General features: G+C 68.3%; 11 protein-coding genes and 1 tRNA gene. 3 read left to right on the top strand and 9 right to left on the bottom strand.

What is annotated here, in order from left to right; all coding sequences use genetic code 11:
* The coding region (locus VM221_01435; GenBank protein ID HUT73478.1) for a hypothetical protein at nucleotides 1-829 on the bottom strand (829 nt) is incomplete at its 3' end.
* Between the two features lie 250 nt (nucleotides 830-1079).
* On the opposite strand from VM221_01435, the gene VM221_01430 reads away from it, so the two are divergent.
* Nucleotides 1080-2561 carry a CehA/McbA family metallohydrolase gene (locus VM221_01430; protein HUT73477.1) on the top strand — a complete coding sequence of 494 codons (1482 nt, stop codon included), beginning with the start codon at nucleotides 1080-1082 and terminating at the stop codon, nucleotides 2559-2561.
* A gap of 25 nt (nucleotides 2562-2586) precedes the next feature.
* On the opposite strand, the gene VM221_01425 is transcribed toward VM221_01430, so the two are convergent.
* From VM221_01425 to VM221_01400, 6 genes are read right to left on the bottom strand one after another with little or no spacing between them, the layout of a single operon-like run.
* Nucleotides 2587-3849 carry a lactate racemase domain-containing protein gene (locus VM221_01425; protein HUT73476.1) on the bottom strand — a complete coding sequence of 421 codons (1263 nt, stop codon included), beginning with the start codon at nucleotides 3847-3849 and terminating at the stop codon, nucleotides 2587-2589.
* Nucleotides 3850-3852: 3 nt separating this feature from the next.
* A complete protein-coding gene (locus VM221_01420; protein HUT73475.1) occupies nucleotides 3853-4917 on the bottom strand; it encodes a uroporphyrinogen decarboxylase family protein in 1065 nt (354 codons plus the stop codon).
* Between the two features lie 47 nt (nucleotides 4918-4964).
* Nucleotides 4965-5702: an ATP-binding cassette domain-containing protein gene (locus tag VM221_01415; GenBank protein HUT73474.1), complete on the bottom strand. Its 738-nt coding sequence runs from the start codon at nucleotides 5700-5702 to the stop codon at nucleotides 4965-4967.
* Nucleotides 5702-6391, bottom strand: coding sequence for an ABC transporter permease (locus VM221_01410; protein HUT73473.1), 690 nt, complete (start codon nucleotides 6389-6391; stop codon nucleotides 5702-5704). Before VM221_01410 ends, VM221_01415 begins: the two co-directional genes overlap by 1 nt.
* Before the next feature lie 50 nt (nucleotides 6392-6441).
* Nucleotides 6442-7275 (bottom strand): substrate-binding domain-containing protein, encoded by an 834-nt coding sequence (locus VM221_01405; protein HUT73472.1) that lies wholly within the window; start codon nucleotides 7273-7275, stop codon nucleotides 6442-6444.
* Between the two features lie 11 nt (nucleotides 7276-7286).
* Nucleotides 7287-8702 (bottom strand): porin, encoded by a 1416-nt coding sequence (locus VM221_01400; GenBank protein ID HUT73471.1) that lies wholly within the window; start codon nucleotides 8700-8702, stop codon nucleotides 7287-7289.
* A 245-nt stretch (nucleotides 8703-8947) separates the two neighbouring features.
* On the opposite strand from VM221_01400, the gene VM221_01395 reads away from it, so the two are divergent.
* A tRNA-Val gene (locus VM221_01395) sits at nucleotides 8948-9022 on the top strand.
* A gap of 306 nt (nucleotides 9023-9328) precedes the next feature.
* On the top strand, nucleotides 9329-9976 hold the full coding sequence (locus tag VM221_01390) for a phosphotransferase (GenBank protein ID HUT73470.1): 648 nt from the start codon (nucleotides 9329-9331) through the stop codon (nucleotides 9974-9976).
* Nucleotides 9977-10139: 163 nt separating this feature from the next.
* On the opposite strand, the gene VM221_01385 is transcribed toward VM221_01390, so the two are convergent.
* Nucleotides 10140-11417, bottom strand: coding sequence for an amidohydrolase family protein (locus VM221_01385; protein ID HUT73469.1), 1278 nt, complete (start codon nucleotides 11415-11417; stop codon nucleotides 10140-10142).
* A gap of 129 nt (nucleotides 11418-11546) precedes the next feature.
* Nucleotides 11547-12155, bottom strand: a 609-nt coding sequence (locus VM221_01380) for a type II and III secretion system protein (protein HUT73468.1), incomplete at its 5' end; no start/stop codon positions are given.

The raw sequence follows: 12155 nt of genomic DNA, 5'->3' as shown, positions 1-12155 counted from the left end.
GGATGAGATCGGCGATCATGCCGTCGGAGTCCATATCCACGATGGGGCAGCCGGCGGCCCGGATCTGGCTCACCCAGCGGCGATAGGCGGGCATGAGGAAACGGCACGCCATGGCTGGCGAGATCATGCTGTGCGCCTTGTAGGCCATGTCCTCGGAAATGCCGACGTAGTCCACCTCGACGCGCTCGAGGATGGGCGCGAGGGTGCGGCTCACGAACTCGGCCCAGAACGCCGCCATGTCGTCCACGAACCCCGGATCGTCGGCCATGAGGTAACACAGCCCCTCGAAGCCGCACCACTCGCGCATCTGCCAGAAGGGGCCGTTGAAGTGCACTCCCACGGGGTAGTCGCGCTCGCGCAGTCGGGCGCAGCGCTGCTCGAAGTCATCGGGGAAGCGTCCGGGGGCAGCGGGGTCGTAGCGCTGCCGCATCTGCTCCCAGTCGGCGCGAGTTTGCACCGGGAAGCGGTGCCACTTGCGGGTGACGAAATCCTTGGCGGCGCGGATGTAGGTGTAGTCGTAGCGGTCGGAGATCTCGGTAATGGCGCCCATCCAGTCCTGGACGATGTAGTGGCCGTCACGGTGCTCCAGCACCTTCTCGTCGAAGGTGGGGATCATGATGAAGGAGACGCCGGGCGATACCTGCGACTGGGTTTTCTCCGGCGCGATGCCGAGGATTTCCAGCAGCGCGTCCATGTAGTTGCGTCCGGGTTGCAGGCCCTGCTGGTGCCAGGCGGCGAGGGTGGACTCGCGCGGCCCGCCCGGGGCGAAGGGAACCCGGTCGGGGCGGCCAAACAGCAGGGCTTCGCGATACCTCTGACGTAGGGTCATATGATGGTGTCTCCTCGGCGCCGGGTGACAGGGCGAAGGTGAGGAGTTCGACAGCGCGGATTCAGCCACCTGCCGCGGCGTTCATCCGCGCGGTATGACGTCGGCAAGCCGCCCCCGCCGGTCGGAGCGCAGGGCGCGCGCCCGCCAGCACCCGGACGCTGACGACGGCACGCGATGAAGGCTGGCGCAAGTGGCCCGCCGAATCATGACAGTGGAGGTAGTCGGGTGTCGAGATGACGGGGAGGATTCGATGGAGCAGCGTCCTCTGGTTGGCTTCCATATCGTCGCGCCGTCAACCGTGGCGGTCGGGGAGGCATTCGACCTCAAGCTGAAGTGCTTAACGACGCCGCATCCGGTGGCGGCGGGCTGCTATCGGGCCTATCCCCGTCTCGTCAGCCCCTTCAACCTCTCGCCGCGGGGCTTCGGCTTCATGGACAACGTAGTGGCGCGCTGGAGGGGGCCGCTTCTGCTCAATGGCGGGCCGGCGTCAGTCGCCCCGCGAGAGGTCGCGTGCGAGACGCTTTCCGGGACGTTCGCGGACGACGAGCGCGCGCTTGGCGTCGTCTCCGGCCTGTCCTTCCGCGAGCCGGGCACCCACACCTTCACCATCACCGACCCGCGCACCGGCATCAGCGGCCGCAGCAACCCGATCGAAGTCACGGCCAGCGCGCCGGACCTGCGCCTGTACTGGGGTGACCTGCACAGCCAGACCTTCTTCAGCGACGGCCTGCGCATGCCGGAGGAGCTCTACCACTTCGCGCAGCATGAGGGCTTCCTCGACGTGTTCGCGCTGTCCGATCACTTCGAATGGCTGACGGACGCGCAGTGGGAGTACTTCACGCGGGTGACGAACGATTTCGACAAGCCTGGTCGCTATGTCACGTTTGTAGGCGTGGAGTGGACGAGCTCTAAGCACGGGCATCGCAATATCTATTATCCCGGTAGCGGCGGGCCGGTGCTGCGCGCCAACGACCCGGGGATGGAGCATCTGGAGCAGCTCTTCGCCGCCGCGCGGCAGCACCGCGCGCTGGTGGTGCCCCATCACAGCGCGAACGCGGAAATGGGGGTCAACTGGGACGGCCTGCATGACCCCGAGCACGAGCGGCTGGTCGAGATCTACTCGATATGGGGCAACAGCGAGTGTCCCGCGCAGGACGGCAACCCGCGGCCGATTCTGCCCCAGGGCGGGGAGCGCCGCGGCCAGCACGTGGTTGATGCGGTCGCGCGCGGGCGCAAGCTTGGCTTCATTGGCGGCGGCGACATCCACGACGGACGCCCCGGCGACGACTTGCATATGTACCGAGACTGGCAGCAGCCATCCTTGACCCGTCGCCAGGGCACCATGGGGGTATGGGCGCGCGAGCTGACCCGCGAGGCGGTGTGGGAGGCCCTTTGGAATCGCCGCGTTTACGCCACCACCAACGTGCGCGTGATCCTTCGCTTCGAGGTGTGTGGCGCGCCCATGGGGCAGACGGTATCCGCTTCCGGCCCTCGCTCGATTCGCGTTCGTGCCGCCAGCGAACTGCCGATAGCGCGCGTGGAGGTAGTGCGTGATGGGCGAGAGGCGTTCACCCTGACCCCTGACGCATGTGAGGTTGACTGGGCCGCAGAGGACGCAGCGACGGATGCACCCACTTACTACTACGCGCGCGTCACGCGCACCGACGGCGAGATGGCCTGGTCGAGCCCGGTGTGGGTGACGGTTGGGGCGCCCACGGCGGGAGCCACATAGGGTGGAGCATGCCTCGCGCCCGCGCTTATCCGCGCGGCGTGACGTCGGCGAGGCGCCCCCGCCGGTCGAAACGCAAGGCGCGCGCCGGGCCGAGGATCTCGAGACCGAGGCGCCGCGCGTCGTCCTCAAGCGCGGGCGAGATCCACATTTCGCCGAGGTGGGTGGTGTCACGGATGCGCACGACGCGGCGTGCTTGCAGGGGCCGGCTGTGGCCGACGGCGATGGCGGCCGCGATGGCTGCGCGTTCGCTATCCATGACCAGGGGCAGCTTGGCGCGCTGGATGAAGCCCGAGGTCATGACATTGGCCTTGAGGACACTCCAGTCAATCGAATCGGCGAGCGAGCGCGGGATGAAGTCCGCCAGGCCGACCCCCAACGCGTTGCCGTGACTGGCAGGGGTGAGCCGCAGCGCCACGACGTTGCGGAGACGAGGGCGTCGCGGTTCCGCGCGCTCGCCGGGTTGAAGCGTACGGCCCAGGAGGTTGGGGTCGAGGCCGACGCCGCTGATGTCCTTGCCCATCCAGTCAACGATGAGCGCGTCAATCTCGTTGAAGGGCAGGCGCGGCGCCAGGCGCTTGGCGGCGCGCAGCAGCCGCCGTTCGGTTGATTCGATGTCGCGCGCCGGCATCGCCGCGATGCGCACGATCTCCCCGCAGCCGCTCTCGATGAGCGCGATCCCGCCCAGGATATGCCCGCGGCGAATCATCTCACGCGCGACCTCGGGCATGTGATCGCGCAGGCCGGGCACGCGCAGGGAGTGGAGAGTGATCGCGCCCTGGTGCTTGCCGAGGCCGATTCCGATCATCTTCATGAGCCCGCTCTCGAAGGGCCCGCGGAAATCCGAGTGCGCCTTGACGCGGTTGACCACCACCACCCCGTCACACCGCAGCGCCTCGCGCGAGAGCCAGATGGGCACGCCCGCCGCGGTCTCGCCCAGCCGCTCCGCCGCCATGCTCGCGCGCACGGGCGCGCCTACCGACCTGGGGGTGATGCCGAAGCCGGCGAGCAGCTCGCGCTGACCGGCGGCGGTCGCACCGCCGTGGCTGCCCATGGCGGGGATGATGACCGGCCGCGCACCGGCCGCGCGCAGCTCGGCGACCACGGTGGAGATGATCGCGGCCAGTTGCGGAATCCCGCGACTGCCGACGGCGACGCCGACATACGCGCCGGGCTTGAGGCCGCGCGTGATGCCAGCGCGGGACATCTCATCGCGCGCCGCCGCCGCCACGTCGGCCAGCGGGCGCCCGGGCAGGCGCTGCCGCAGCGGCATCAGCGGCGGCAGTCGCATGGGCTATTCCTCGTATCGCCCCAGCTCGCGCACGAGCTCGATCACGCGGCGGTAGCTCTCGAAGCTGATCGTGGGGGGAATGGAGTGGTCGCTGTGGTAGATATACCCGCCGCCGGGCTTGGCGGCGAGCAGCTTGCTCCGCACCTCGGCCTCCAGCTCCTCGCCGCCGCGCGCCATGGCGTCGGCGTTGATGTTGCCGAAGAAGACGATGCGGTCGCCGTAGAGCGGCTTGAGCTCGCGCACGTCGTTGCCCGCGCGCGCCTCCAGCGGTTGGATGCAGTCAAAGCCCGACTCGATGAGCAGCGGGATGAACTGGCGCACATCGCCGTCGCAGTGCAGGATGAAGGGCCAGCCTCGGCGGCGGCACATTTCCGCCATGCGCCGGTGATGCGGCTGCAGCAGCTCCCGGTAGGCCCGCGGCGAGAACAACATCCCATTCTTGTAACAGAGGTCGGAGAATAGCCATACGCCATCGCACTCCAGGCCCGCGGCGACCGTCATGTCGCAATTGGCAATGATGAAGTCCGTGTAGTCGGCGAGTATCTCCGCCACCAGCTCCGGCTGCTCCGCCACCCACAACAGCGCCGTCTCGTGCCCGACGATGCGCAGGAGCCGCCAGAACGGCTCGCCGGGGTTGAGATAGACGAAGGCGTCGCGGGCGCGGCCGTCGCGATAGCTCTGCCAGGCGGCGTCGCTGATGCGCGTGGGGTCGGGACGCAGGCGCTCGCGGTGCGCGCGCCAGGCGTCGGCATCGGTGATGGTGAACTCGAGTTGCCCCGGCGTGGCGAAGGTATCCCGCCATTCCTTGGTCGTGACCCCGTTGCGGTCCACGACGATACGGTAATCGGCGGTCTCTTCGAGGGTGCGCTCGGGCAGTTGCAGGCTGCAGTCGAGCCCGACGCCGGACATCTCGTCGAGCCCGAAGTACGCCCCCGGCTCGACATCGGCGGGCAGCCCCTCCCGCCGCCAGCGCTCGAGGGTCTGCGGCCAGAAGGCGATGTCGACCATGGGCACGCGGTCGGGCAGGCGCCGGGCCAGCACTGCGGTCAATCGTTCGCGGGAGGTCATGCCTGTGCAATTCGCCCCCCAGCGACGTTCTCTTTCTTTTTTTTCGGCTATCCCGGCATCTTGCCGCTGATGAAGGCGGCGGTGCGCTCGTCGCGCGGCAGGTTGAGGATATCTTCGGCCGGGCCCTGCTCGATCAACTGGCCATCGTAGAGGAACGCGGCGCGGCTCGTAGTTGCGGCGAGGCGCCGCGCCAGAAACAGGTTGTGCGTTACCAGGATAACGGTATGCGCGGCGGCATGTTCCCGCACCACCGCCTCGATCCGGCTCGCGTTCTGCGGGTCGAGATTGGCCTCCGGCTCGTCCAGGAACAATACCTCGGGCTTCACTGCCAGGGCGCGAGCGAGGCCCACCAGTTGCGCCTCGCCTCCCGATAGTCCCCACGCCGGCCTGCGCATGAGATCGCAAGCGCCCACCTGCTCCAGCACCTCGCGCACGCGCGTGCGGCGCTGGCGGCGAGACCATCCGCGCACACGCAGCCCATAGGCGACATTGGCGCTCACGCTGGCGCGTAGCAGGTAAGGCGACTGGAATACCATCGCCATGCGCCGCCGCAGCGCCGGCGCGGCGCCGGTCGTGGCGCGCACGCCGCCGATGACGACCTCCCCCCCGGCGGGCGTCTCCAGCAGATCGAGCAGTCGCAGCAGGGTGCTCTTGCCCGCGCCATTGGGGCCGAAAACGCAGAAGACTCCGCCGCGCGGTATGTCGAGGGTGATGTTGGACAGCACCTCGCGCACACCGTAGCGCTGCGTCAGACCTCGCACCTGGATGGCGTATTCGCCCGCCACTACCGCCACCTCTGCAAAAAGCCGAGCGCGAAGTTCACAACGAAGGCGATCAGCAGCAGGATGATGCCGAGCGCGATGGCGAGGTCGAAATTGCCCTTGCCGGTTTCGAGGACGATGGCGGTGGTCATGACGCGCGTGTGGCTGGCGATGTTGCCGCCGACCATCATCACCGCGCCGACCTCCGAGATGACGGCGCCGAAGCCGGCGATGACCGCCGCGCCCATGGCGAAGCGCGCCTCGCCCAGCAGGGTCAGGGTGGCGCGCAGCTCGCTCGCGCCCAGCGACAGCGCCACCGCGCGCACGCGCCGATCCACCGATTCCACCGCCGCCACGGTCAACGCGGCGATGAGCGGCGAGGCGAGGATCGTCTGGGCGACGACCATGGCGGGGACGCTGAACAGCAAGCGCGTGAACCCCAGCGGGCCGCTGCGCGACAATAGCAGGTACACGAAAAGCCCGACCACCACCGGCGGCAGGCTCATGCCCAGGTTGAGCGCCGCCACCGCGGCGCGCTTGCCGGCGAAGCGGCGCAAGCCCACTACCGCGCCCACCGGGATGCCGAGCGCGCAGCCCAGCACCGTGCTCGCGCCCGACACCAACAGCGAGCGCAGGATGATCGCCCACACCCCCTGCCCGCCGGTCGCCAGCAGGCGGGCGGCCTGTCCTATCCCCTGGATGATGTCGTGCACGGTTTGCGCACTCGATGGTTGGAGGCCGGCCGCCCCTGCCGAAATCGCGGCTATTGCGCGCGCGCGGGAACGCGCGCCGCCCCGTAAACCCGGAACAGTGGGCGACCGTAGCGCTCGGCGCCGAAGGCGCCGATGCGCCTGAGCGTCTCCGGTGCCAGGAAGTAGTGGATCAGCCGCATCGCCCCCTGGTGATTGACGCCCGGGTGCGTCCGCGGACTGACCGCCATTAGGCTGTAGCGATTGAGCAGCTCGTCGCCTTTTTCGCAAAGCATCGCCAGGTGCAAGCGGTCGCGCTGCGCGAGGTAGGTGCCGATGTCGCTCAAGGTGTACGCATCCTTGTCGTCGGCCAGGCGCAGGGTGGCGGCCATGCCGGACCCGGCTTCGAGGTACCAGTCGCCTTGGGGCTTGATCTTGGCCGTCTCCCAGAGCTGGAGTTCGCGGTAATGCGTGCCGGACTTGTCACCGCGCGAAACGAAGGTCGCGCGCGCCTCGGCGATCCGCTTCATGGCGATGGCCGGGGTGGGGGAGGAGCTGACGTGGGCAGTATCGGCGGCCGGGCCGACGATGACGAAATGGTTGTACATCAGCCGCCAGTGGCCGGCGGCGTGGCCCGCGCGAATGAAATCGCGCTCGAGGTCGGGCGCGTGCACGAGCACCGCGTCGGCGTCGCCGCGCCCCGCCAACTCCAACGCCTGGCCGGTGCCGACGGCGACGACCTTGACCGCGATGCCGCTGCGCTGCTCGAACTCGGGCAGGATGTAGTCCAGAAGGCCGCTGTCGTAGGTGCTGGTAGTGGTGGCAAGGGTCAGCGGCCGCGGTGCGGCCAGCGCCGCGCCCGTCAGGGCGAAGAGCAGAACCAGAGCAGCAGCGATGCGAGTGCGCATCGGGGACCCCATCAGTACGTGATCTGCAGTTCGGTGGTGAAGATGTCGTAGCTGCCGCCGGCGTCGGGGCGCACGAACTCCTCCGCCACCCGCAGCCGCACCGCCGGGTCGAGCTGCCGCATCCAGATGAGCGACGTTACGTCGGTGCTATCCCCCGCCGCGTCGCGGTCGGGGTCAAAGCGGTGCCAGCGGATCGCCAGGCGCGTGCCCGGGCGCGGAGCATAGCCGCCGAGCACGGTCCACGCCAGGACATCCTTGTCGCCGCCAGCGATCGCATCGGCCAGCGCCGCCCTGCCCACGATGATCTCGCCCTTCAGCTCCGCCGGCCCTCGTCGGGCGACAAGGTGAGCACCCGCCAAACGGCGCTTCGCATCCGCCCGCGGCGTGGTCGAGGTCGCCGGGCTAGTGTCCTCGCCGTAGTAAGCCGACAGCCCGTACTCCAGCGACTGATCGGCCCGCGCCAGGCGCACAGCCACGTCCTTATGGTCATTGGTGTCGCCGCGCTTGTAGCCGGCGCCGTTGACCAGGGCAAGCCATCCCCGCCACTTGTCACCGAGGCTGCCCTCGACGCGCACGCCGCGATCGTACTTGCGGTCCGGAAACAACCGCTTGAGACCTAACGACTCTTCCGGCGCCTCAAGCTCCCGGCTGGAGGTAAACAGCTCCCACCCGAAGGGTACGTAGAACTGCCCCGCGAGCACGCGAACCGCATTGAAATCCAACGCGGCATAGCCTTCGTTCAGAACGACGATGCTCTCGCCGGCTTTCTTCTGGGTCGGCACGTCAAGCTCCACCTTGTAGTCCGCTCGCGCGGACACCGGGCCCGACAGCGTCAGCTTGGCGCGGCGCACGGCGAACTCGGAGGCGGGCGCTGCCGACCCCTCCACCGTGTAGCGCATCTGCGCGTACCCGGAGATGCAATGGCGCATCATCTCGTCCGTCGCCTTGTCCAGCCGGATGCGGGTCTCGTCGAGCGAGGTGCGCAGGTCTGCCAGCTCGGCGGCAATGCTGTCCACCTTGGCGCCCATGGTCACCAGCTCGTTGCGAAACTCGGCCAGCAGCTTGTCAATGCGCGCGAGGTCCTCCGGGGCGACCGCGGGCGGCGCCGCGCACGGCTCCTCGGCGGCGGTTGGGGGTGCGCCCTCCAGCGGGGCCTGGGCCAGCAGCTCGAGGCGGCGACCGCGCTCCCCCATCGCCTCGCCGACGCCGCGCACCGCGCGGGCGGTCAATGCCGCCATCTCCGGGCGCGTCAAGGGTGTGGGGCCACCGTAGGGCGCCGCCGCGTACCCATGCACCAGCCCGCGCTGCGTCAGCGCGTCAATCGCAGCATAGCTCCAATGTCCAGGGGGAACCTCGTCCAGCGTTTGCGCCGCCACCGGCAGGGCCATCACCAACAGAGCAGACAACCATAGCCACAATATGCGCACGGCACCCTCCACCCGCACGATTCACGCCGGAGCATATCATGGGCCGGGAGCGATGTCAACGCCGCGCGAGAAGCCGCGCGAGAAGCCGACCGGCTGGCAACGCCTCGGATTCGGGTTGATATCGCGGGGCGCACCGACTGACGGCCGATGGGCCCGCTCGCGTTGACTTGTTATCGCGGCCCGTGTAGAATCGGCGTCGGGCACAAGGAGGAGCGCCGAGGTCGCTGCACCGGCGGAGGGGCAAGGGGCGAATAGCTCAGCGGGAGAGCGCTTGCCTTACAAGCAAGAAGTCGCTGGTTCGATCCCAGCTTCGCCCACCAGATCGCCGGGGCCGGCTTGCACCGAGGTCAGACTGCGAAATCGTTCCAGGATGGGGGGCCGGCCCCGACAATCTCGCGGCACATGTGACGGCTGAAGGCTGGCCGAGAGGGGGCCGTTGCGGTGTTGATGCACAGGCAACATGTCCCCTTAACTGCAAAGCGATTGTGTCCTCTGACATGCAGCGTTCGAGCGATGAGGCGGTGATTTGCGCCTGGCTCGCGAGGTGCCTGGGTCGCGGTGACATCGCGCCACTTTCCTGGCGCGATGTCGGAGGCCTTAGCGGCTGCCGGGCATGGAATTGCGCGGTGGCCCACGAGTCGCTGTTTCTCAAGCTCTACTCGCCTGGCTTCGACGACTACTCCCGCCTTGGGCCGGTGGATACGGCGCGCAAGCACGCACTGGCATTGGACGAGCTACCGCGCTTCGGCGTGCCAGCGCCGCGGTGCCTGGGCTTCGCCGCCGAACACGACGAGGCCGCGCTGGTGACGGAGTGGCTGATCGCGTCTCCCTTCGCGCCGGCCCACCGTGTTGAGGCAGCGCGGGTACTTGCGCGGCTGCAGGCGCTCCGGCTGCCCGATCTGAGTCCGGAACTTGCCGCTCTGATCTCTCGCTCCACGCCCAACCGCGGGCGCATCGGCGAAGCGCCGGACGAGCCACAGCTCACAGAGACCACGCTGCAGCACGGCGACTACTACTCGGTTAACCTCGTCGCCGGGCGCGACACCGTATCTGTGCTCGACTGGGATCTGCTCGCCGTGGGCGATCCGATGTGGGACCTTGGCCTCCTGCTCTGCGCGGACCGCAGCGTGACGGAAGAGGAAGCCGCGGCCGTTATCGCGGCCTACGAAGAGATCCACCCGGCGGCGACGGAACGACTCCTTTGGCACCGCCGCTGCTGGCAGTCGTTCTGGGATGAACGCGACCGCCGGGGCCGGCGGTCGCGGGAGGCGTAGTCCGCCTCGGCGGCGCGGCCAGGACCGCGCCATGTTTGGCCTCTTCGAAGGGCCGGGCGTGAGCAGGTCTCCTAAGTCACGGGACTCTTGCCAAGGCCACGGCCTGATGCGCCTATCCAGGTGGCACAGGCGCCCTCGCCTGTGAATGGGCCAGCGTCGTGCGTCACAACGCCAGCCGAAACACCCGCGCCGGGTTGTCGCGCATCATCGCCTGCAGCCAGGCGTCGGCGCGCGCGGGGGGCAGGCTGCCGTCCTCGATCTTCTCCGCCAGCGCCCGCGCGATGTTCTCGCGCGCCATCACCAGGTGTCCGTAAACCTTCTCCACCACACAGTAGTCACCGCCGAAACCGAATACCTTGTTCATCGGCGCCAACTCTACCCACGACTTGAGTGCCCGCCGTGTGATCTCTGGCGACATCAGGTGCGCCCACGACAGGTCGAGATAGACGTTGGCGTATTGCTTCGCCAGCAGCGCCGCCTCCTCCAGCCACGGGAAGCCGGCGTGCAGCACCACGAACTCCACGTCGCGATACCGGTTCGGCAGGTTCCACAGCCGCAACGGGCGCGCGTCGTCGGCGTTGTGCCCGGTGTACGCCTGCAGCGAGGAGTGGAACACGACCGGCAGCTCCATCTCGCCCGCCATCTCGATCAGCCGATGGACCATGTAGTCCTGAAGGGGGCGGCTCTCCTCGTAGCCCAGCGAAAAGGCGCGCCAGCCGTACCCCTCCTCGATCACGCGATTGAACACCGCCTCCGCCTCCGCGTGCGTGCGGGGGGCGAAGTGCAAGTCGCGCATGTACGCGAAGTGGAACTTGAGGCCCTTCATCCCCTGTTCGCGTAAGCCCCGCAGCTCCCGCGCCACCGCCTCGACGTAGCGGTCGAGGCTCGCGCACGACACGCCCAGACGGTCCTCCAATCCGCGAATGACCGCGGGCGTGACCTCCCCGTACTCGGCGACGAAGATCACCGGCGCGAAGAACTCGGGGTCGTCGGTGACGGCCCCGTAATTCATCGCCAGGCGGATGCGGCACACTTCCTTGAGCACCTGGTGGTAGAGCCCCGGCCGGTTGGCCTGGCGCATCGCGGCGGTCAGCGCCTGCGCATCATCGAGCGACGACAGCCGGCCGATGCCGTAGAACTTTTCCATGGCGATGTGCGCCGCCCGGCAGTAGCTGCCATCCTGGATGCGCTGGTAGAACGGCTCGAAGCTGCGCCACTTGACCTCGGCCGCCGTGTCGGGCTTGAAGAACGCCTCGACCTCGGCCGGCGGCATCCCCGCCGCCAGCAGGTCGCCCCGGCAGTAGTGGCTGAAGAACAGCGAGAAGTCCACGTCCTGCGCAACGCGGTCCTTCTCCGGCGGCAGGTGCTCGTGGCAGTCCACGATCTCCATCTGCCCCAGCATCTCTAGCAGCCGCTCGTAGTGTCGGTCAAACGATGACACACTGGCCTCCTTAACGCCGCCGAATGCAGCACCGCCCCCGGCTGTGATCCGAGTTCGATGCCGCCCCCTTGGCGCAAAGGAGAGTTCTACGACGCGCGCGGTGGGGCCTTCCGGGCCTGGACGGCGGGTTCATCGCCCCTCGGCGGACTCGCCCGCCCCCACGATCCGCGGGGTGATGAAGATCGCCAGGTCGCTCGATTTCTGTACGCGGCGCGTCTTGCGGAAGAATTGTCCGATCAGCGGCAAGTCGCCCAGCAGCGGCGTCTTGTCCAGCCGCCAGGTTTCTTCCTCCAGCGTCAGCCCGCCAATGATTACCGTCTCGTCATTGTCGCAGAACAGCTTGGTCGAGGCTTGGCGGCGCGTGGTGTCGGGCAGGTCGCCCGCCGCCCCGAAGATGAAGCTGTCCACGGTCGCGTCTATGCTCAGCGAGATGCGCCCGCCCTCCAGCACCACCGGCGTGATCTTGAGGATGGTGTCGGCCGAGATGTCACTGCGCGAAAGCACCGGTTTGCCCTGGTAATCGGTGCCGGCGGCGAACAGGAAGTTGTCGGTACGCCGGATGTTGATCGTTGACTCCGTCCCGCTGGTGGCCAATACCCGCGGGTTGGCGCGCACTTTGGCCTTGCCCTGGCTCTCCAACAGCGACAGGGTGGAGAAGAACGTCTTGTCGAGCTTGCCCACGCCCTGGTAGAAGATCTCGCCCGCGCCCCCCAGTACACCCAAAGGCAGGAAGGCGCC

The organism is Armatimonadota bacterium, assembly GCA_035527535.1.
Lineage (GTDB): Bacteria > Armatimonadota > Hebobacteria.
The sequence above is the reverse complement of the archived record's forward strand: the minus strand, read 5'-3'. Positions and strand labels throughout refer to the sequence as shown.